Source organism: Stenotrophomonas maltophilia, from assembly GCF_002799155.1.
Classification (GTDB): domain Bacteria; phylum Pseudomonadota; class Gammaproteobacteria; order Xanthomonadales; family Xanthomonadaceae; genus Stenotrophomonas; species Stenotrophomonas maltophilia_R.
The window spans coordinates 783,189-804,104 of sequence record NZ_NERD01000002.1 but is presented as its reverse complement, the minus strand read 5'-3'; the positions used below and the strand labels follow the sequence as shown (position 1 = coordinate 804,104).

The window sequence follows — 20,916 nt, the reverse complement described above, 5'->3', positions numbered from 1 at the left end:
GTGCCAGATCAGTAGCGCCACGCCAGGCTGAAGCCGAAGGTGGTGTAGTCAGTCGGGAAGTTGGAGGGCTTGTGCAGGGCCGAGCCCACGAAGCCGTCCCAGGAAAGCTGCTGCCAGCCGCCGCGCAGGCCCAACGCCATGCCGGCCAGATCCCGGCCGGATTGCCATTGCGCCGAAGGCCCGCCGATGCGGCCGTAGTCGGCGGCCACGTAGAATTCCTGGCCGCCACCGATGCCCAGCGAAAGATCGTTGCGCAGCGACCAGCCACGCTCACCGCTGAGCGAGCTTTCACCGTCGAAACCGCGCACGGTGTAGCGGCCACCGATGGCGAAGCGGTCCTGCGGCGAGAGTGGCGTGCGGTTCCACTGCGCGCGCCAGGCGGCGGTGTAGCGCAGGCGCTGCGTGCCCAGCTGGAACGGCACGCTGAACTGCGCGTCGGCGGTGATCAGCTTCATCCGCGAGGTGCCTTCCAGCGGCAGCGTCGGGTCCCACTGCTGCGCCCTCTCTTCCGGCGAGCGCAGGGCGTGGAAGGCGCCCGTGCCACGCCGGTAGGCCACGCTGGCATCGAGCGTGGCACTGCCGATGAACTGCTTGTGGGTCAGGCCGAGCTCCCAGCCCGAGGTACGGCGACGCTGCACCTCGATCTCGGTATCGTCGATGTAGTTCTTCGACGTGCGCTGCCAACCGCGGCCATAGATACCCAGCTTGGTCTTGGCGTTGCGCAGCAGCAGGCGATCCACGCGTGCCTCGGCGTTGCCGCTGCGGCCGCTGTAGTCATAGCTTTCGTACGCGCCCACCACGTTCTGGCTGTAGTCGTAGGCGCTGGCGGTGGCGCCGAACAGCCAGTAGCCGTAGGGCACGTCGTAGTGCGCGGTCCAGCTGTTGGTGTCCTTTCCCCGGCCATTGAACACGCCACGGCCGGCGCTGACGTAGAACAGCTCGTTCAGGCCCAGCGGATTGTCCAGCGACAGCGTCGCGTTGGCTTGCAGCTTGCCGGTCCCGCGGCTGCCGGCATCGTCCAGGGTGACGCTGGCGCGTACCGGTGAGCGCTGCTTCCAGTCGATCTGCAGGTCGCTCTGGCCCGGCGCCGCACCCTCGCCGTCGGCCGGCGCGATCTTGATGTCGGCGCTGACCGTGGGCACGCGCTGCAGGTTCTCCAGCCCCTGCTCGATGTCACGCAGGTTGAGCAGGCCGCCGCTGCGGATCGGCAGCGCATTGGCGATGGCCGGATGCCGGCCCTGCGGATCGGAGAACACGGCCTCGCGGAACCGGCCCGGCACCACCGACAGCGTCAGCGTGCCCTGGTTGAGGTCCTGCGGTGCAGACAGCACCCGCGTGGTGACATAGCCACGGGCGATGATCGCGTTCTGCACGCGCTTCATCACCACGTTGATGCCCTCGGTGCCGAGGCAGCGCCCGCTGGCCGGATCATGTGCGGGGTCGGCCGCGGCCAACGCCCACTGGAAGCGCGCCGCGTCATCGCCCTGCAGCACGATGTGATCCACGCGTACGCAGGGCGCTTCCTGCACGGGCAGACGATCGCCCTGCGCTTCCTCGCTGCGCTCAAGGCGTACGTCGGGTCGGCTTTCCTGCTGCTCGCGCAGCACGCGTTCGCGTTCCTGTTGCCGCAGCAGTTCCTGCGTCGCTGGATCGCCCCCCTGCTGGGCGGCAACATTGAAGGCCATGCCAAGCAGCACCAGGCACCCACCACGACGGCATGCATGCCGCCCCTGCTTCTTCCCTGATTGCACAATCTGTCCCTGAGTCTTGACGCTACGCGCCGGCCGCCCTTTCCCGGGAGTGAGGGAGCCGGCACATCAGCTTGAATGAGGTCTGCCGGCACACAAGCGACAGCACGCCACCGCGCGAAGCGCGAAGTGGCGGAACCGTAATCGGCCACCCAGGGAATTTCTATAGGGGCAAATTCAAAGCCGCACCGATACACGGATGCCAGCCCCCTCCGGCGACCGCGACAGGCAAGCGCCAGCCGGGCCTCTCCAGCACACGGGCCTTCTCCCGCCAACGCTATAGTCCGCCCATGACCCTCCACCTGCAGATCGAAGGCGCGGCCATTGGCGACATTCCCAGCCTCTATGCCGAGATCAACCGCGTATTCATGACCGGCGAGGACTGGCAACTGGGGCCCAGCCTGGATGCGCTGGACGACCTCCTCTACGGCGGCTACGGCGCCCTGGCCGGGCATGCAACGGCCACCGTGGTCTGGCGCGACATCGAACACAGCCGTGCGTCGCTCGGCGTGGATGCCACCCTGGCATGGCTGGACGCGAAGCTGGAGCAACCCGGCACCTTCAACGCCGATGCGATCAGCCGTCAGCGTGCCGCACTGGCGCGCGGCAATGGCCAGACCTATTTCGAGATCGTGATGGAGATCTTCGCCGGGCATCCCCGGATCAGGCTGGTGCCGGCCTGAAAGCCACGCGGCACCTGCATCGGGTGCCCGCCGACCCGCCTCCAGCCGTTACCATGGGCGGCCCTGTACCCGCTGCAGCCTGCCGCCGACCGGCGCGGGCGCATGCCCCAGATCCACGAGCCCCATGTCCAAAGACAAGTCCGCCGAACACACCCCGCTGATGAAGCAGTTCTTCGCAGCCAAGTCCGACTATCCGGACCTGCTGCTGTTCTTCCGCATGGGCGACTTCTACGAGCTGTTCTACGACGATGCGCGCAAGGCCGCGCGCCTGCTCGACATCACCCTGACCCAGCGCGGCAGCTCCGGCGGCGCGCCGATCCCGATGGCCGGCGTGCCGGTGCACGCGTATGAAGGCTACCTGGCACGGCTGGTGGCGCTGGGCGAATCGGTGGCGATCTGCGAACAGATCGGTGACCCGGCGCTGGCCAAGGGCCTGGTCGAGCGCAAGGTGGTGCGCATCGTCACCCCCGGCACCGTCACCGACGAAGCGCTGCTGGACGAGCGCCGCGACACCCTGCTGATGGCGCTCTCGCGCAGCAAGCAGGGCTACGGCCTGGCCTGGGCCGACCTGGCCGGTGGCCGCTTCCTGGTCAATGAAGTCGAGACCGACGACGCCCTGGAAGCCGAACTGGCCCGGCTGGAGCCGGCAGAGCTGCTGGTGCCCGACGAAGAGAACTGGCCGGAGTTCCTGCGCCAGCGCACCGGCGTACGCCGCCGTGCGCCGTGGCTGTTCGACGCCGACAGCGGCCGCCGCCAGCTGCTGGGCTTCTTCAAGCTGCATGACCTGAGCGGCTTCGGCATCGACGACAAGCCGCGCGCGACCGCTGCCGCCGGTGCCCTGCTCGGCTATGTCGAGGAAACCCAGAAGCAGCGCCTGCCGCACCTGACCTCGATCGCGATGGAAACCGCAGGCGAAGCGATCGCGATGAACGCCGCCACCCGCCGCCACCTGGAACTGGATACGCGCGTCGACGGCGATACCCGCAATACCCTGCTGGGCGTGCTCGACAGCACGGTGACCCCGATGGGCGGCCGCCTGCTGCGGCGCTGGCTGCACCGCCCGCTGCGCCTGCGCGAGGTGCTGGTGCAGCGCCACCACGCAGTGGAAACCCTGATCGACCGCGGCAGCGACGCCGATATCCGCGAGCAGTTCCGCCGCCTCGGCGACCTGGAGCGCATCCTCACCCGCGTCGCACTGCGCTCGGCGCGTCCGCGCGATTTCTCCACCCTGCGCGATGGCCTGGGCCTGCTGCCGGCGGTGCGCGACGTGCTGGCGCCGCTGGATTCGCCGCGCCTGCAGGCCCTGCATGCCGCGCTGGGCGAACACGGTGAGTGCGCGCAGCTGCTGGCCAGCGCCATCGCCGAAATGCCGCCGCTGAAGCTGAGCGACGGCGGTGTGCTCGCCGATGGCTTCGATGAAGAGCTGGACGAGCTGCGCCGCCTGTCCACCCATGCCGACCAGTTCCTGGTCGACCTGGAACTGCGCGAGCGCGAGAGCAGCGGCATCCCCACCCTGAAGGTGGGCTACAACCGCGTGCACGGCTACTACATCGAAATCAGCAAGGGCCAGTCCGACCGTGCGCCGGTGCACTACACGCGCCGCCAGACGCTGACCAATGCCGAGCGCTACATCACCGAAGAACTGAAGGCGTTCGAGGACAAGGTGCTGTCCGCGCGTGACCGTTCGCTGTCGCGCGAGAAGTACCTGTACGAACAGCTGCTGGATACCCTTGGCGGGCAGCTGGAACCGCTGAAGCAGTGCGCCGCTGCGCTGAGCGAACTGGATGTGCTGGCCGCCTTCGCCGAACGCGCGCAGGCGCTGGACTGGGCGCGCCCGGAGCTGCAGGCAGAGCCGTGCCTGAAGATCGAGCGCGGCCGCCACCCGGTGGTCGAGGCGGTACGCGAGCAGCCGTTCGAACCGAACGATCTGGACCTGCATCCGGACCGCCGCATGCTGGTCATCACCGGCCCGAACATGGGCGGTAAATCGACCTATATGCGGCAGAACGCGCTGATCGTGCTGCTGGCCCACATCGGCAGCTTCGTGCCGGCCAGCCGTGCGCTGATCGGGCCGATCGACCGCATCCTCACCCGCATCGGCGCCGGCGATGACCTCGCGCGCGGGCAGTCGACCTTCATGGTCGAAATGGCCGAGACCAGCTACATCCTGCACCACGCCACCGCGCATTCGCTGGTGCTGATGGATGAGATCGGCCGTGGCACCTCCACCTACGACGGCCTGGCGCTGGCCGATGCAGTGGCCCGCCACCTGGCCTACCAGAACCGCTGCTACACGCTGTTTGCCACCCACTACTTCGAGCTGACCGCGCTGGCCGACGAGCAGCACGAGGGCGGCCGCAGCGGCATCGCCAACGTGCACCTGGATGCGGTCGAGCACGGCGAAGCGCTGGTGTTCATGCACGCAGTGAAGGACGGCCCCGCCAACCGCAGCTTCGGCCTGCAGGTGGCCGCACTGGCCGGCCTGCCGCGCGCCACCGTGGCGCAGGCGCGTCGTCGCCTGGCCGAGCTGGAGCAACGTGGCGGTGAAAGCCATGCCGCCGAACTGGCGCCGCAGGCGCTGGATGCGCCACAGCAGTTCGGGCTGTTCGCAGCACCGTCGAACAAGGCCCAGGAAGCGCTGGCCGCCATCGACCCGGACGAGCTGACCCCGAAGCAGGCGCTGGAAGCCCTGTACCGGTTGAAGGCGCTGCTGTAACCGCAGCGCACGCCCAAGGCCTCCCGCCTACCTTGCGGGAGGCCCATCGAAAGGCTCTGCAAATCCGTTTCTGATTTTCAATTGACAGAATCTATCATCATGAATGGATCATTCGATTATTCATTTCATCTGGCCCTAGCTAAAGTCGAGTGAAGATGTTCCACCCCGTCTTCACCCGCAGGAGCCAGCCATGAGCCAGTCCGATAACAACAGTGCCAAATGCCCGTACCACACCGCGCCGTCGCCTGCGGAAGGCGCCGAGCAGCAGCGCGAGCTGAGCACCACGCCGAAGCAGAAGCACGGCGACGATCCGGTCACGCCGATGACCACGGCCTTCGGCGCGCCGGTGGTGGACAACCAGAACAGCAAGACCGCCGGCCCGCGCGGCCCGCTGCTGATGGAAGACGTCTGGCTGCTGGAAAAGCTGGCCAACCTCAATCGCGAGATCATTCCCGAGCGCCGCATGCACGCCAAGGGCTCGGGCGCGTTCGGTACCTTCACCGTCACCCACGACATCAGCAAGTACACCCGCGCCAAGCTGTTCGAGAAGGTCGGCAAGCAGACCGAGATGTTCGCCCGCTTCACCACGGTGGCCGGCGAGCGTGGCGCCGCCGACGCCGAGCGCGACATCCGCGGTTTCGCACTGAAGTTCTACACCGAAGAAGGCAACTGGGACCTGGTCGGCAACAACACCCCGGTGTTCTTCCTGCGCGACCCGCGCAAGTTCGCCGACCTCAACAAGGCGGTCAAGCGCGACCCGCACACCAACCTGCGCAGCGCGCGCAACAACTGGGACTTCTGGACGCTGCTGCCCGAAGCGCTGCTCCAGGTGACCGTGGTGATGAGCGACCGCGGCATTCCGCGCAGCTTCCGCCACATGCACGGTTTCGGCTCGCACACCTACAGCTTCACCAACGCCGACAGCGAACGTTTCTGGGTGAAGTTCCACTTCGTCAGCCAGCAGGGCATCGAATCGCTGACCGACGCGCAGGCGCAGATCCTGGTCGGCCATGACCGCGAAAGCCACGGCCGCGACCTGTTCGCCGCGATCGAGAAGGGCGACTTCCCGAAGTGGAAGCTGTTCATCCAGGTCATGCCGGAGCTGGATGCGGAAACCTACCGCGTGCATCCGTTCGACCTGACCAAGGTGTGGCCGAAGAGCGACTACCCGCTGATCGAAGTGGGCCAGTTCGAACTGAACCGCAACCCGGTCAACTGGTACCAGGACGTGGAGCAGTCGGCGTTCGCACCGAGCAACCTGGTGCCGGGCATCGGCCCGTCGCCGGACAAGATGCTGCAGGCTCGCCTGTTCGCCTACTCCGATGCGCAGCGCTACCGCCTGGGCGTGAACCACCACCAGATTCCGGTGAACGCCGCGCGCTGCCCGGTGCACAGCAACCACCGCGACGGTGCGATGCGCGTGGACGGCAACTACGGCGGCCTGCCGCACTACGAGCCGAACAGCTACGGCCAGTGGCAGGAGCAGCCGCAGTACCGCGAACCGCCGATGAAGATCCGGGGCGACGCCGACTTCTGGAACTTCCGCGAGGACGACGCCGACTACTTCAGCCAGCCCGGCGCGCTGTTCCGCAGCTACAACCAGGCACAGAAGGACCGCCTGTTCGCCAACACCGCCCGTGCCCTGGGCGATGCGCCGGACTTCATCAAGCAGCGCCACATCGACAACTGCAGCAAGGCCGACCCGGCCTACGGCGCCGGCGTCGCCGCGGCGCTGAAGGCGCTGGCCAGCCAGCCGTCGGATCCGTTCAAGCCGGCGCAGCCGGAAGCGGACTTCCCCACCGCCACCCCGGGCGCCGAAGACATCGAGCTCTGATTGCCCTCCCCCATGAACGGCACGCCGCCTCCCCGTGAGGCGGCGTCGCCGTTTTAACGGTCCGCGTCGTACCTTCTGCACGCCCAACCCCAATCAAGGATTCCGCAGATGAGCCTGACCGACGAACTTCTCGCCAAATTGCAGGGCGCTCCGCTGCAGCAGGTATCGCAGCAGCTCGGCATCAGCGATACCCAGGCGTCCGGCGCGATCAGTGCCGCGCTGCCGGTGCTGATGGGCGCGCTGGGCAACAACGCCTCGCAGCCGCAGGGCGCGCAGGCCCTGCTCGGCGCCTTGCAGAACAACCACAGCGGCCTGGACCTGGGCAGCGTGCTCGGCTCGGTGCTGGGCGGCGGTGGCGGTGGTGCCGCCAGCGACGGCGCCGGCATCCTCGGCCACATCTTCGGCGGCAACCAGCAGAAGGTGGAAACCGGCCTGGCCCAGGCCACCCAGCTCGACAGCGGCCGTACCAGCCAGCTGCTGCAGATCCTCGCACCAATCGTCATGGCCTTCCTCGCCCAGCGCCTCGGCGGCGGCCAGGCCGATGCCGGCTCGCTCAGCCAGGCGCTCGGCCAGGAAAAGCAGCAGGTACAGCAACAGGGCGGTCTTGCCGGTGGCCTGCTCGGCAGCCTGCTGGACCAAGACGGTGACGGCCAGCTCGGCGTGGGCGACCTGCTGAAGATCGGCGGCAGCCTGCTGGGCGGCAAGCGCTGAGGCCGGCGGGCGCCGGGAGCACGCCGGCGCCCGCTACAACGCGTCGATATCGCCCAGCGCGCGGATCAACCGTCGCGCGCGTTTGTCAGGCTTGTGCTCCGGCGGCTGGAAACCATCGCGTGCAGCGATGCGCAGCGCACGCTGCTCGGCGCGACGGGCCCTGGAGGCCTCACTCTCGGCATACAGCTGCTGCGCCGTCGGCGCCGGCCCGCGCTGGTCGCTCAGCCCCAGCACCTGGATCTCGAAATGTTCCTCGCCACGGTGGACCTGCAACTGCTCGCCGACACGCACCGCGCGCGAGGATTTCGGGCGCTGCCCGGCGACGCTGACCTTGCCGGTCTCGATGGCCTGCTTGGCCAGGCTGCGGGTCTTGAAGAAACGGGCCGCCCACAGCCAGATGTCCAGGCGGACACTGGGCGACAGCGGGGAAAGCTCGGTCATCGGCAGGAACTACTCCGTTCGCTTGTTCAGGGGCCGCGGGTTGTCGGGGTCGGTGCGGCAGCCGCTGCCCCCGATCAGGGTGGGAACGCCGGCGGAAAGATCCTGGCGCTGGCTGCCGACCAGGCACTCGGGGCGGTCGGTTGGCCGCACCTGGGTATCGCCCAGCCGGTCACCTGTCGAACATGCGGCCAGTACGGCGCCGATCAAGGCCAACGCCATGCTCCATTTCACCTGCGGTCGTTGATGCATTGCCACATCCTGCAAACCGGCTTGGTGCTAGTGTGCGCCTCCCGGGATTCGATCACCACTCCATGGCCAAAGCGCCGCTTGACCTGACCTCCGGCCCGATCGGCCGCAATCTTCTGCTGTTTTCCCTGCCGATCCTGGCAGGCAACATCGCGCAGTCGCTGAACGGTTCGGTGAATGCGGTCTGGGTCGGGCGCTTCCTCGGCGAGGCGGCGCTGACCGCCACCGCGAACGCCAACAACATCATGTTCTTCCTGATCGGCTCGGTGTTCGGCTTCGGCATGGCCTCGACCATCCTGATCGGCCAGGCGATCGGCGCGCGCGATATCGCACAGGCGCGGCGCGTGGTCGGCACCAGCGCCACCTTCTTCATCGGCCTGTCGGTGATCATCGCCATCGCCGGCTGGTTCATGGCCCATCCGCTGCTGGCGGCGATGGGCACGCCGGCCGCCTCGCTGCCGCTGGCCGAGGCCTACCTGCAGATCATCTTCCTGGCGATGCCGACGCTGTACGCGTTCGCCTTCCTCACCGCCGCACTGCGCGGTGCCGGTGACTCGCGCACGCCGTTCCGTTTCCTGATGGTGTCGGTGGCACTGGACATCGTGCTGAATCCGGTGCTGATCTTTGGCATGGGGCCGCTCCCTGCGCTGGGCATCGCCGGCTCGGCCTGGGCCACGCTGGTCGCGCAGACGCTATCGCTGGCCGGCCTGCTGCTGTACATGCGGCACAAGCGCCACACGCTGTGGCTGGGCCGCGCCGACATGCGCCTGTTCAAGCTCGACATGACCATCCTCAAGTCGCTGGTGGTCAAGGGCGTGCCGATGGGCCTGCAGATGGTGCTGATCTCGCTGTCGGTGATCCTGTTGATGACCATGGTCAACCAGTACGGCACCGATACCGGTGCAGGTTATGGCGCCGCGCTGCAACTGTGGAACTACCTGCAGATGCCGGCGATGGCGATCGGTGCGGCGTGCTCGTCGATGGCCGCGCAGAACGTCGGTGCGCAACGCTGGGACCGCGTGCGCGGCACCGCGCGCCAGGGCGTGCTGTTCAACTTCCTGCTCACCGGCGCGCTGATCCTGCCGCTGGTGGTGTTCGATCGCCAGCTGCTGGCGCTGTTCCTGCCACCGGCCAGCCAGGCGCTGGACATCGCCCGCCACCTCAACCACGTGGTGATCGGCTCGTTCCTGTTCTTCGGCGTCAGCTTCGTCATCTCCGGCGTGGTGCGCTCCACCGGCGCAGTGATTCCGCCGCTGCTGATCCTGGCCGGTTCGCTGTGGGGCGTACGCGTGCCGTTCGCCGAACTGCTGCAGCCGTACTGGGGCGCCGATGCGATCTGGTGGAGCTTCCCGGTCAGCTCGCTGGTGTCGATGCTGCTGTCGCTGGCCTATTACCGCTGGGGCGGCTGGCGCAAGGCGAAGATGATCGGCAAGCCCTCGCACGCCGAGGAACTGGCCACGCCCTCGGAGATTCCTGCCTGCCCACCTTCGCCGGTGGCCGACCCGGATGCAGCGCTGGAGCCAGCCCCGCCACGTTGAGGTGGGTGCGGACGGTTGGTCCGCACAGGCCTGTCAGCCGAGCATGGGCTCGCCGCTACAGAAGACGGTCAGCGCTTCTTTTTCGCCGCGTTGAACGTCGCCGCCTCGCGCAGCAGCGCCTTCAACGCCGCCGCATTGGGCATCGCGCCTTCATGGATGTCGATCGCGCGCCGCGTGTTGCCCTCCAGGCTGGCGTTGAACAGGCCCTTCGGGTCCGCCAACGCTGCACCGTGGGCAAAGGTCAACTTCACCGCCTGCTTGTAGGTTTCGCCAGTGCACAGGATGCCGTCTTGCTCCCACACCGGCGTGCCGCGCCACTTCCAGGTTTCCTGCACGTCGGGCAGTGCTTCATGGATCAACGCACGCACGCGTGCCAGCGTTTCGCCACGCCAGTCACCCAGCTCGGCAATGCGCGCATCAATCAGTTGAGCCGCCGGTGTCCCGGCATCGGCAGGGTTCGGTGCATGCGTGGCCATCATGGGGCTCTCGTCGGGAAAGAAGTCGGAAGGTCGGGCTTACATCTGCTCGCCGGGCAAGGCGGCAGCCTGGCGCACCCAGTCGAGGAACTGTGCTTCATCCAGCGCGCCATCCTGCGGAATGTGCAGGTAGCGCGTATCGGCACTTCTGGACGGCTCGGGCGGCACCGGCTTCAGCGCAGCACCGCGGAAGAACGCCACCTTGATGTAGCGGGTGAAGCAATGGAAGCTGAGGAACCAGCCCGCGCCCGGCGCAACCGCATACATCGGCGAGTTCCACTTCACCGCCTTGTGCACGCCAGGTACGGCCTGTTCGACCAGCGCATCCAATTGTGCGCCGATCGGACGTTTCCAGTCCGGCATGGCGGCGATGTACGCCTGCACCGGAGCGTCGCCCTCGCCCTTGGCGATCTGCGGGTTGCCGCCGGACAGCAGCGTGGGCGCGGTGGAAGGTGCGGTTCGCTTGGCAGGCATCGCACGGTACGTCCATCGGGATGAAGCCGCAGCCTAGCGCGGTGCGTGCCTGTCGGTCACGGCGCAGTGCGCCATCGGCTCAGTCCGCTTGCCGCGCCCGGAACTGCTGCCAGTCCGGCAGCTTGCGGTGGCGGCGCAGCGAGCGCATCAGCGCCGCCATCACCACACCGAACAGGGCCGGCCAACAGCCCGGCCACCAGCAGCAAGGCCAGCGGGCGCTCGCTGCCCTGCCACAACATCAGCCACATCAGCGCGGTCCAGAACAGTCCGAACAGCAGGCCCTGCACCAGCGCATTGGTGCCGAAGCCGGCCAGGATCGGCGGCGGCAGCGCGATGCCCGCACGCCACAGCAGGCGATGCAGCAGCGGTGCCGACTGCACGCGTGCCAGCCCCTTGCCGTCGAGGAAGCGCAGCGCCGACTGGATCACGGCCGGATAGCGCGGGTTGATGTCATTCATCGCCTGATCGTGGCCGATGCGGTGCCGGAAACGCAAACGGCCACCCGAAGGTGGCCGTCGCGGCAACAACCGAAGTTGTTTATCAGGCCTTTTCGGCCAGACGGGCAGCCTTGGCGGCAGCAGCGGCAGCCAGGTCTTCCTTGATGCGGGCAGCCTTGCCTTCCAGGCCACGCAGGTAGTACAGCTTGCCGGCGCGGACCTTACCACGACGCTTCACTTCGACCGAGTCGATGATGGCGCTGTGGGTCTGGAAAACGCGCTCGACGCCGTAGCCGTGCGAGATCTTGCGGACGGTGAACGAGGAGTTCAGGCCGGCGTTCTTGGTGGCGATGACAACGCCTTCGTAGGCCTGCACGCGCTCGCGGCTGCCTTCCTTCACCTTCACGTTGACGACAACGGTGTCGCCCTGGCTGAACTTCGGCAGTTCACGGGTGATCTGGGCGGATTCGAATTCCGCGACGATGGACTTGTTCAGCTTGCTCATGGGTTACACCGATTCTTGTTCGGGTGGGCGTGTCGTATCGACAACGTAGGCTCATGCAGTCACCGGACTGTGCTGCACGTTTGTTTTGGGTACTGCGCGCGCCGGCCGGGGCCGACGGGAATTGGCCATGATAGCCGATAACGCCAGCCCTGCGCTAGGGGCTGGCCTTGTGTTTCTGGGCCTGGCGGCCCTCCTCCAGCAGCCTGCGGTCGGCCTTGCCCAGCGCCTGTTCATCCAGCAGGTCCGGGCGCCGCTGCGCGGTACGGAGCAAGGACTGCTGGCGACGCCAGGCCGCGATGGCCGCGTGGTTGCCCGAGCGCAGCACGTCCGGCACGTCACCCAGCGGGTGCTGGGCCGGCTGGCTGTAGTGCGGGCAGTCGAGCAGGCCGAGGTCGCCCTCGAAGCTGTCCTGCGCCGCCGATTGCGCGTCGTTCAGGGCACCGTCCTGCAGGCGGGCCACGGCGTCGATGATCACCGCCGCGCCGAGCTCGCCACCGGACAGCACGTAGTCGCCGAGGGAAATCTCCTCGTCGACATTGGCCTCCAGGAAACGCTCGTCGATGCCTTCGTAGCGGCCACAGAGCAGGACCATGCGCGGCAGCGCCGCCAGTTCCCGCACCTTGGCCTGGGTCAACGGCGCCCCCTGCGGGCTGAGATGGATCACCCGCGCCGGGGTCGGATCAGCATCACGGATCGCCTGCAGGCAGGCCTGCAGCGGCTCGATCAGCATCACCATGCCCGGGCCACCACCGAACGGGCGGTCGTCCACCCGGCGGTAGTTGCCTTCGGCGTAATCACGGGGGTTCCAGCCGTGCAGGCTGAACAGGCCCTTCTCCTGCGCGCGCCCGACCACGCCCAGTCCAGCGGACTGGGCGAGGAACTCAGGGAACAGGGTGATGACGTCGAAACGCATGCTCACACTCAGAACTCGGGATCCCAGTCGACCACGACCAGGTTCGCCTCGAAGTCGACCGACTTGACGAAGTCCGGCTGCACGAACGGAATCATCCGCTCGCGGTCACCCCGGACCACCACCACGTCGTTGGCACCGGTGCTGAACAGATGCGAGACCTGGCCCAGGGCAACGCCCTCGGTGGTCTTCACGTCCAGGCCTTCCAGATCCACCCAGTAGTACTCGTCGGGCTTCGGCGGCGGCAGTGCACTGCGGGCCACGTAGATCTCGGTGCCGCGCATCGCTTCGACGGTATCGCGGTCCTCGACGCCGGGGAAACGGGCGACCAGGTGCTTGCCGCTGTCGCGGCCACGCACACCTTCAATCGTGGTTTCCACGCCGGACGGGCTGCGCACGATCCACGGCTGGTAACGAAAAATGGCGGAACGTGGCTCGGTCCAGGACTCGAGCTTGATCTCGCCGCGCACACCAAAAGCGCCGACAACCCTGCCCAGCAGGATGCGGCGCTCGATATCTTTCATCTGCTTCAACCAAGAGGGCCACGCCGAAGCGTGGCCCGTCAGGATCAGGCCGCAGCGGCCTGGGACTTGGTCGCTTCCTTGATCAGGTTGCGGACCTTGTCGGTCGGCTGGGCGCCGTTCTTGACCCAATGGTCAACGCGGGCCAGGTCCAGCTCGATGCGCTTCTCGGCGCCCTGGGCGACCGGGTTGTAGAAGCCAACGCGCTCGATGTTGCGGCCGTCGCGCGCGCTGCGCACGTCGGTGACGATGATGTGGTAGAACGGACGCTTCTTGGCGCCGCCGCGGGTCAGTCGAATCTTGACCATGGTGTTTTTCCTATTGCCCAGTCGCCAGGATGGCGAGGTAAGCGGGCGATTATAGCGGCAGAGCCCGGCCGAGCCAAGCCCAGGGATGAACTCCCGGGGTCAGATCCCTTTTACACCGCAAAAGGGGTCTGACCTCAATCTGTCCCAAGCCACCTCCGCCAGCACCGCCCTTCCCTGTTCAGCCAAGGCCTGCGAGCCGGGCAGGACATGCCCGTCGATGGCCTCCAGTGCCCACAGGCCGCTGGCGTTGCAGGCAAAAGCGGCGTTCACACCGGCCAGGTCCGCCAGCCGCAACGGCTGCGTGGCCTGTGCCCCCGGCCAATGCTGCTTCAACAGCGCCTCGGCGGTACCGCGCAGCGCCGGCGCCTGCGGCCAGAGCAGCCGTTCACCATCGTGCACGGCCAGGTTCCAGGTGCTTCCTTCACTCACTTTGCCATCGGCAGTCACGAACAGCACATCGTCGTATCCTTCCGCCATCGCCGCGCGACGCTCGGCAAACAAGCCAAACGTGCCGACGTGCTTGATCTGCGGCAGTTCACGCTGCCAGGTCACGCTGCGCACGCGCTTGGGTGCGGCCAGCGCCACCGGCGCGGATATCGCCACCAGCACGTCCACCGGCACGGCCGTCAGCGGATTGCGGAAATCGAAGCGGCGCGAATACACCGTCACCCGCAGCGAGGCATCGGCCAGGCCGGCCTGCTGCAGCGCCTGCGCCATCCAGCCCTGCACCTGCGCCATATCCAGTTCGCTGCCGAACAGTTCGCGCGTGGCCTGCGACAGCCGTTCCAGATGCAGGTCCAGCCCCTGCACCGCTCCGCCCCGCACCTGCAGCGAGGTGAAGTGGCCGTAGTTCACCAGCGCCGGCAGCAGATCCTTCACCTGCGCCGGCTGGCCGTTGCAGGTCAGCGTCATCGCAGCAGCGCCTGCGCCTGTTTCCACATATCACGCAGCACGTCGGCAGCGGGCTGTGCCTGGGCCATCCACGCTGATTGCCCGGCCCAGGCCTGCATCGCGGCAAGGCGGTTTTCCTGCGCCGCCTGCTTGCGCATCGGCGCGGTCAGGCCGCGCTGTACCGGGTACGGGCGCGGCGCCGGGGCACCCTCTGCGGCGGCGGCGCGCACATAGGGTGTCGCCAGGCCACGGCCCAGGCGACCGCTGAAGGCGCGGGTCGGCCAGGTGTCTTCCGGCTCGCTGGCCGCCAATCCATCGGCCCACGCCGAGGCGATTGCCGCTTCGGGTGTGCGCAGGAAGGCGGTGCCGATCTGCACGGCGCTGGCCCCCAGGGTGAGTGCGGCAGCGATGCCGCGGCCATCGGCGATGCCACCGGCGGCGATCACCGGAATCTGCAGGTGATCGGCCAGGCGCGGCAACAGCGCGAACAGGCCGACCAGCTGGCGTTCGGCCATCGCCGGATCAAAGGAACCGCGATGTCCACCGGCTTCCACGCCCTGCGCAACCACTGCATCGGCGCCGGCATCCTGTGCCGCGCGTGCTTCGGACAAGGTGGTCGCACAGGCGATCCAGGCAATGCCGGCGTCCTTCAACTGCTGCACGTGGCGCGGCAGCAGCACGCCCATGATGGTCGAGGCCACCGCCGGGCGCGCCGCCAGCAGCGCGGCGAACTGTTCTTCGAAGTCGGCGGGCGTGGCATCGGCGGCGCTGGCCGGCACGTCCGGGCCCCACTGCGCGAGGAAGGCGCGGCTGGCGGCCTCGGCAGCGACATCCCGGGTCGGTGCGGGGTCCGGCACCCACAGGTTCACCTGCGCCGGGCCGGTGGAGGCCGCGCGGAAGTCCTCCATCCAGCGACCGATATCGGCCGACGACGACAGCACCGCGCCCATTGCGCCCATGCTGCCGGCATTGGCCAGCGCGGCCGACAGCGGCACCGGGCAGGCACCGGCCATCGGTGCCAGCAGGATCGGAAGCTGCAATGAAAAACGCCGACAGAAGGTGTCGGCGCGCTCAAGAATCGGCGATGCGTTCACGCGACATACCAGTTGGAGAAGTCGCCGCCCAGCATACGCCAGTCATTGTGACCGAGGCCGGATCGCAATGCGCGCCGGCCCCGTCGCTGCATCAACGGAACGGCATGCCGCGGCCGCCCATGGCGCCCATCATGCCCTTCATGCTGCGCAACATGCCCTTCATGCCGCCGCCGGCCATCTTGCTCATCATCTTTTCCATCTGCATGTACTGCTTCATCAGCTTGTTGACGTCGGCCGGGGTCACGCCCGAGCCCTTGGCGATGCGCGCACGGCGCGAGCCATTGAGCAGGTTCGGGTTGCGCCGTTCCTTCTTGGTCATCGAGCTGATGATGGCGATCATGCGCGGCACCTCCTTGCCCTGGCTGACCTGCTGCTTCAGATGGTCCGGGATGTTGCCCAGGCCCGGCAGCTTGTCCATCAGGCCGCCGATGCCGCCCATGTTCTGCATCTGCTCGAGCTGGTCACGCATGTCGTTCAGGTCGAACTTCTTGCCCTTGGCAACCTTCTCGGCCAGCTTGGCGGCCTTGTCCTTGTCGACCTGCTGCTCGACCTGCTCGACCAGCGACAGCACGTCGCCCATGTCGAGGATGCGGCTGGCGATACGGTCCGGGTGGAATACGTCCAGGCCTTCCGGCTTTTCGCTGACACCGACGAACTTGATCGGCTTGCCGGTGATGTAGCGCACGCTCAGCGCGGCACCGCCGCGGGCGTCGCCGTCGGTCTTGGTCAGCACCACGCCGGTCAGCGGCAGCGCATCACCGAAGGCCTTGGCGGTGTTGGCCGCGTCCTGGCCGGTCATGGCGTCGACCACGAACAGGGTTTCGGCCGGGTTCACGGCAGCGTGCAGGGCCTTGATCTCGGCCATCATCGCTTCGTCGATGGCAAGGCGACCGGCGGTATCGACCAGCAGCACGTCGACGAACGACTTGCGCGCATCGTCGATGGCGGCGCGGACGATGGCTTCCGGCTTCTGGTCGGCGCTGGACGGGAAGAACAGCACACCGACCTGCTCGGCCAGGGTCTTCAGCTGCTCGATCGCGGCCGGGCGGTAGACGTCGGCCGAAACCACCATCACCTTCTTCTTGCGCTTTTCCTTCAGGTGCTTGGCCAGCTTGCCCACGGTGGTGGTCTTGCCGGCACCCTGCAGGCCCGCCATCAGGATGATCGCCGGGGCGGGTACGTTGAGGTTCAGGTCGCTGGCTTCGGCGCCCATCACCGCGGTCAGCTCGTCGCGCACGACCTTGATCAGGGCCTGGCCCGGGGTCAGCGACTTCAGCACTTCCTGGCCGACCGCACGCACCTTGATGCGCTCGATCAGGGCCTGCACCACCGGCAGCGCAACGTCGGCTTCGAGCAGCGCGATGCGCACTTCGCGGGTCGCCTCGCGGATGTTCTCCTCGGTCAGGCGGCCGCGGCCACGCAGGCGCTCGATGGTGCCGGAAAGGCGCTGGGTCAGGGACTCGAACATGCGGCGCAACCTGTCTGAAAGCGGGGGACAATAAGGCAGACAGTATAACGGGTCCGGCTGTCTGCCCGGACTGCGGCCACGGGGCCGTCGCCAGCATCCCGGGGGTATGCGAAACTGCAACGATGACAATCGTTCTCATCGCCGTCCTGCTCTATCTGGCCGCCAGTGCCCTGCTGGTGCGCGCGCTTGGCCGCGATGAAACCACCGGCTCCCCCACCTGGCTGTGGCCCGCCCTGCCGGCGATGCTGCTGCATGGTGGCTACCACGTGATGGTAGCGATGCGCACCAACGGCGGCCCGGACATGCACTTCTTCGCCGCGCTGTCGCTGGTTGGCCTGGGCATGGCCTGGCTGACCTCGCTGGTCGGCGCGCGCGGGCGGATGTCGGCGCTGGGGGTGGTGGTGTTTCCGCTGGCCGCGGTCCTGCTGCTGGCCTACCACGGCTACGGCCACGAACCGAGCAAGGTGCTGGGCTGGCGCCTGGCCAGCCACGCCTGGCTGGCGCTGCTGGCCTACGCCACGCTGAGCATCGCCGCGCTGCTGGCGATCATGCTGTGGCTGCAGGAACGCGCCCTGCGCCGCCGCGAATTCCGCCCGTGGCTGCGTGCACTGCCGCCGCTGGCCGACCTGGAATCACTGCTGTTCCGGGTGATCACCGTCGGCTTCGCACTGCTGACCCTGACCCTGGTCACCGGCGTGCTGTTCGTCGACGACCTGCTGGCGCAGAAGCTGGTGCACAAGACCGTGCTGAGCGTGCTGTCGTGGATCGTGTTCGGCGTGCTGCTGATCGGCCGCCGGCGCTACGGCTGGCGCGGCATGAAGGCGGTGCACTGGACGCTGGCGGCGATGCTGTTGCTGCTGCTGGCGTTCTTCGGCAGCCAGTTCGTGATCGAACTGGTGTTCGGGCATACGCGATAAGGCATGCCGACCAACGGTCGGCCCCCGCCCCGGTAGTGCCGGCCGCTGGCCCGCAACTGGGCCGCCCCCTGCGTGGATGCCGCAGGCGGTTCAGGGCACCGTCTGGGCCAGAATCTTCCGCACCGAGCGGCCGCTGTTGGTGAGGATGTCATCGACCTGCCAGCAGCCCTGCCCCTGGCGCACCATCGGCAGGTGGGTCACGTAGGCCTTCTTCCATACCGAATAGCGCATCTCGACCTGGCCGGCGGTGGCCGACGCCTCTTTCCAGCTGTAACGCACCGGGGTTTCGATGTCGCCGTCCTGCGCATCCAGCCACGGATCGGAATCGATCGTGCAGATGCCTTCTTCCCGCTGTTGGCAGGCGCGCTCGCCGCGCAGCGCCTTGCCGAAGGCGGGGCTGACCAGCGCCGGGGGCGGCTCCAGCAGGTCGCCATCGCCCGTCGTTGCCTCGTAGAAGGCGCGGGCCACAGCCACGGGTTCCTGGCAGGCTGGTGACGCCTGCACGTTGGCGGCCAGCAGCAGCCCGGCGATCACGAACATCCCTGTTTTCCGCATGTATTTTTCCTTGAGGTAGTGCCGGCCGCTGGCCGGCACTACAGGATATCCCGGCGCTGCCGGCCAGCGGCCGGCACTACCCGATACCCGGCTTACAACCCGTAACGCTCGATCACATCCAGATGCGGCTGGCGGTCCTGGTCACAGGCTTCGGCCAATCGCAGCCAGCAATGCGGATGCGGCCACTTCGCGGTCTCCTGCTGCAGGAAGCGGTGCAGCGCCAGCGGCGCATGGTCCTGCGGCTGGGCGACGGTGAACAGCAGGCCCGGCAGGGTGCCTTCCTCCATGCCGGGGTCGGTGACCGTGTAGTCCGGGCGGCTGTGCGACCACACCTTCCAGCCCTGCGCCTCGGCGGCTTCGACGAAGGCATTCCACGCGTCTTCGCCCGGGTGCGCGCCGTCGACCAGCCAGCTGCGGGCGAAGCCGCCGCGCTCCAGCACATGTACCTGCGCATAGGTCGGGATGAAATGCTCGCGCGCTTCTTCCTCCTCCGGCGCCGGGTGCACCAGCGCGGCATCGAACACCACCCAGTCGCCGACCTGCTGGGCACGGTTGGCCGGCGCGTTCTCGACGATGCGCGCGGTGACCGGGCCGCTGCGACGGGCGTAGTACTCCATCGGCTCGCCGTTCTCTTCGCTGCGGATGATCACCCAGCCCCATGGCTCCTCGACCACACCGTCCTGGCTGGACAGCTCCATGCCGATCGCTGCCGCCGAGCGGCGCACCGCATCCCAGTCGCGTGCCGCGCTGGCTGCACTCATATGGTCCCAATGTGCCGCGTTGGGTTCTTCCAGCAACTCCACCAGCTGCGCATAGCAGGCCTGGGCCTCGCTGAAGCGGCCGGTTTCCATGTACATCCGTGCCAACGTGCCACGTGCACCGTGCGAACCCGGCGATGCCGCCAGCAGCGCCTGCGCGGCCCGCTCCAGCGCTGGCCAGTCGGACACCCGACGGGCGCGCTGCACGTCGCACCAGTGCGCGAACACCGGCACGCTGCCGCGATAGAGGTCGGCCAACTGGCGCAGGCCATCGTCGTCGCCCTGCTCGGCCAGCCAGCGCATCAACGTATAGGCGGCCGGACCGTCATCCTGCGTGTGTGCGCGCACGAAGCGCCACAGCAATGCACGCGCTTCGGTCTGTGCACCACAGGCGCTCAGCGCAGAGGCGGCCATCTCGGCCAAGGCCTCGTCATCGGGCAGCTGCGCCTGTGCCTGCAGCAGCCACTGCGCCTCACGCTCCGGGTCGCGCGCCTGGTTCTGCTCCCCCTGCGCCTCCAGCCATGCCAGCAGTTCGGCGGCCGGCACCGGCAGCGGTGCGACATCCGGCAAGGCGTCGATGCGTGCGGCCAGGCCGGCCACCAGGGCAGCTGCGCCACGGTCCTGCCGCAGCTGCGCAAGATGGGTGCGGGCCAGTTCCAGCTGGCGCTGTGCTACCCAGCGCGCCCCCCGCTGCAACGCCAGCTCCAGGCTGAGCGCCGCGACTTCGATCAGCAGGCGATGCGAACCGACCCGGGCGAAGTGCTCGATGATCGTGTTGAAGCGCGTGCCCAGGTCCCACGTATTGCGTGCCGGGTCGCGCTGGCACAGCGCTGCGGCGGTGTTCGCCCACAGCCGCCAGTAGTTCGGGGTCAGCTCGCTCCACGGCACCAGCTGCTGCAGCGCCGCTTCGTCGCGACCCAGCTGCGCCAGCGCCCACGCCTTGGACAGGCGGCGCGGCACCGTGCAGTTGGCCGGTTCGTACTCACCCGAAGCCGCCACTTCGGCCTCGCGTTTCTCGATCAGTGCCAGCGCCTCTTCGGCCCGGCCGACCGCGAGCAGGATCTTGATCTGCATCTCCGGGAAGCTGTCGAACACTTCCTTGCCACAGGCCTCGATCGCATCGGACTGCACCTGCAGGTAATCCAGCGCCTCCTGGCCACGGCCGTCGTCGAGCAGCGCATCGGCTTTCTCGCAGCTCAGGCACTGGAAGCAGGCCCAGCTGGGATCGATGCGGCCGAGGGTCTCGTCGCACACCTCGATGCGCTCGGGCACCCAGCCCGGGCCATCGATGTTGCCGTAGCAGGCCGCCAGGTCCTGGGTCACGCAGATCGACTGCGGACATTCCAGCGTGTCCTCGCGGTGTGCGCGCTCGAACAGCGCTACGGCTTCGCCAAGTGCACTCTCGCCTTCCACGCGGTTGCCGACGCGGTTGCGCAGCGCCCAGTGGCCGACGTAGACATCGACCCAGGGGTTGTCGAGCGCCTTGCCCAGCGCACGCGCTTCGGGCAGCAGTGCATCGACGCGATCGATCTGCAGCTCACTGACCTCGTCGGCGAGGCGGTTCAGCAGGTGCGCGTTCTGCGCCTGGCCGGCCTGGCGCAGGTCTCCCTGCAGTTTTTCGACCCAGTTCCAGATGTCCATGGGGTAAGTGCTCCTGTCTAGCGAAGGCTGGATGAGAGGGTGCG

General features: G+C 67.8%; 20 protein-coding genes and 1 pseudogene. 6 read left to right on the top strand and 15 right to left on the bottom strand.

Annotation, left to right across the window (positions count from 1 at the left end; translation table 11 throughout):
• Positions 1–8: 8 nt before the first annotated feature.
• Positions 9–1,685 (bottom strand): ShlB/FhaC/HecB family hemolysin secretion/activation protein, encoded by a 1,677-nt coding sequence (locus B9Y82_RS04305; protein WP_100471673.1) that lies wholly within the window; start codon positions 1,683–1,685, stop codon positions 9–11.
• Between the two features lie 353 nt (positions 1,686–2,038).
• Between B9Y82_RS04305 and B9Y82_RS04300 the strand changes: the two genes are divergently transcribed.
• From B9Y82_RS04300 to B9Y82_RS04285, 4 genes are all read left to right on the top strand, one after another.
• Positions 2,039–2,431: a barstar family protein gene (locus B9Y82_RS04300; RefSeq protein WP_100471672.1), complete on the top strand. Its 393-nt coding sequence runs from the start codon at positions 2,039–2,041 to the stop codon at positions 2,429–2,431.
• 124 nt (positions 2,432–2,555) lie between these two features.
• Entirely contained in the window at positions 2,556–5,147 is a 2,592-nt protein-coding gene (gene mutS, locus B9Y82_RS04295) for a DNA mismatch repair protein MutS (RefSeq protein WP_100471671.1), read from the top strand.
• 190 nt (positions 5,148–5,337) lie between these two features.
• Positions 5,338–6,981, top strand: a complete 1,644-nt coding sequence (locus tag B9Y82_RS04290; protein WP_100471670.1) for a catalase — start codon at positions 5,338–5,340, stop codon at positions 6,979–6,981.
• 108 nt (positions 6,982–7,089) lie between these two features.
• Complete coding sequence (locus B9Y82_RS04285) at positions 7,090–7,692, top strand: DUF937 domain-containing protein (protein ID WP_005408604.1); 603 nt, start codon at positions 7,090–7,092, stop codon at positions 7,690–7,692.
• 33 nt (positions 7,693–7,725) lie between these two features.
• Here the strand turns inward: B9Y82_RS04285 and B9Y82_RS04280 are convergent, their stop codons facing one another.
• Together B9Y82_RS04280 and B9Y82_RS04275 are read right to left on the bottom strand one after the other, a co-directional pair.
• Complete coding sequence (locus B9Y82_RS04280) at positions 7,726–8,133, bottom strand: RNA-binding S4 domain-containing protein (RefSeq protein WP_100471669.1); 408 nt, start codon at positions 8,131–8,133, stop codon at positions 7,726–7,728.
• 9 nt (positions 8,134–8,142) lie between these two features.
• A complete protein-coding gene (locus tag B9Y82_RS04275) occupies positions 8,143–8,382 on the bottom strand; it encodes a hypothetical protein (RefSeq protein WP_100471668.1) in 240 nt (79 codons plus the stop codon).
• Between the two features lie 62 nt (positions 8,383–8,444).
• On the opposite strand from B9Y82_RS04275, the gene B9Y82_RS04270 reads away from it, so the two are divergent.
• On the top strand, positions 8,445–9,917 hold the full coding sequence (locus tag B9Y82_RS04270; protein ID WP_100471667.1) for an MATE family efflux transporter: 1,473 nt from the start codon (positions 8,445–8,447) through the stop codon (positions 9,915–9,917).
• 68 nt (positions 9,918–9,985) lie between these two features.
• Here the strand turns inward: B9Y82_RS04270 and B9Y82_RS04265 are convergent, their stop codons facing one another.
• From B9Y82_RS04265 to ffh, 10 genes and pseudogenes are all read right to left on the bottom strand, one after another.
• Positions 9,986–10,393, bottom strand: coding sequence for a DUF1801 domain-containing protein (locus B9Y82_RS04265; RefSeq protein WP_100475166.1), 408 nt, complete (start codon positions 10,391–10,393; stop codon positions 9,986–9,988).
• Positions 10,394–10,432: 39 nt separating this feature from the next.
• A complete protein-coding gene (locus tag B9Y82_RS04260; protein WP_100471666.1) occupies positions 10,433–10,867 on the bottom strand; it encodes a DUF1801 domain-containing protein in 435 nt (144 codons plus the stop codon).
• A gap of 79 nt (positions 10,868–10,946) precedes the next feature.
• Positions 10,947–11,325: pseudogene (locus tag B9Y82_RS04255) on the bottom strand (DUF6404 family protein).
• An 82-nt stretch (positions 11,326–11,407) separates the two neighbouring features.
• Positions 11,408–11,809 carry a 50S ribosomal protein L19 gene (gene rplS / locus B9Y82_RS04250; protein WP_005408597.1) on the bottom strand — a complete coding sequence of 134 codons (402 nt, stop codon included), beginning with the start codon at positions 11,807–11,809 and terminating at the stop codon, positions 11,408–11,410.
• A 154-nt stretch (positions 11,810–11,963) separates the two neighbouring features.
• Entirely contained in the window at positions 11,964–12,722 is a 759-nt protein-coding gene (gene trmD, locus B9Y82_RS04245) for a tRNA (guanosine(37)-N1)-methyltransferase TrmD (protein WP_100471665.1), read from the bottom strand.
• Between the two features lie 8 nt (positions 12,723–12,730).
• Positions 12,731–13,243 carry a ribosome maturation factor RimM gene (gene rimM, locus B9Y82_RS04240; protein ID WP_005408595.1) on the bottom strand — a complete coding sequence of 171 codons (513 nt, stop codon included), beginning with the start codon at positions 13,241–13,243 and terminating at the stop codon, positions 12,731–12,733.
• Positions 13,244–13,287: 44 nt separating this feature from the next.
• Positions 13,288–13,548 carry a 30S ribosomal protein S16 gene (rpsP, locus tag B9Y82_RS04235; protein ID WP_005415733.1) on the bottom strand — a complete coding sequence of 87 codons (261 nt, stop codon included), beginning with the start codon at positions 13,546–13,548 and terminating at the stop codon, positions 13,288–13,290.
• Positions 13,549–13,647: 99 nt separating this feature from the next.
• Positions 13,648–14,460 carry an aminotransferase class IV family protein gene (locus B9Y82_RS04230; protein ID WP_100471664.1) on the bottom strand — a complete coding sequence of 271 codons (813 nt, stop codon included), beginning with the start codon at positions 14,458–14,460 and terminating at the stop codon, positions 13,648–13,650.
• Positions 14,457–15,533, bottom strand: coding sequence for an NAD(P)H-dependent flavin oxidoreductase (locus B9Y82_RS04225; RefSeq protein WP_100471663.1), 1,077 nt, complete (start codon positions 15,531–15,533; stop codon positions 14,457–14,459). The genes B9Y82_RS04230 and B9Y82_RS04225 overlap by 4 nt, the downstream gene beginning before the upstream one ends.
• 91 nt (positions 15,534–15,624) lie before the next feature.
• Positions 15,625–17,001, bottom strand: coding sequence for a signal recognition particle protein (gene ffh / locus B9Y82_RS04220; RefSeq protein WP_005408591.1), 1,377 nt, complete (start codon positions 16,999–17,001; stop codon positions 15,625–15,627).
• Between the two features lie 122 nt (positions 17,002–17,123).
• Between ffh and B9Y82_RS04215 the strand changes: the two genes are divergently transcribed.
• Positions 17,124–17,918, top strand: a complete 795-nt coding sequence (locus tag B9Y82_RS04215) for a cytochrome C assembly family protein (protein ID WP_075675019.1) — start codon at positions 17,124–17,126, stop codon at positions 17,916–17,918.
• Between the two features lie 90 nt (positions 17,919–18,008).
• Here B9Y82_RS04215 and B9Y82_RS04210 read toward each other — a convergent pair whose 3' ends face one another.
• Both B9Y82_RS04210 and B9Y82_RS04205 read right to left on the bottom strand, forming a co-directional pair.
• A complete protein-coding gene (locus tag B9Y82_RS04210; protein WP_100471662.1) occupies positions 18,009–18,473 on the bottom strand; it encodes a hypothetical protein in 465 nt (154 codons plus the stop codon).
• Positions 18,474–18,565: 92 nt separating this feature from the next.
• Positions 18,566–20,872: a tetratricopeptide repeat protein gene (locus B9Y82_RS04205; protein WP_100471661.1), complete on the bottom strand. Its 2,307-nt coding sequence runs from the start codon at positions 20,870–20,872 to the stop codon at positions 18,566–18,568.
• Positions 20,873–20,916: the final 44 nt, after the last annotated feature.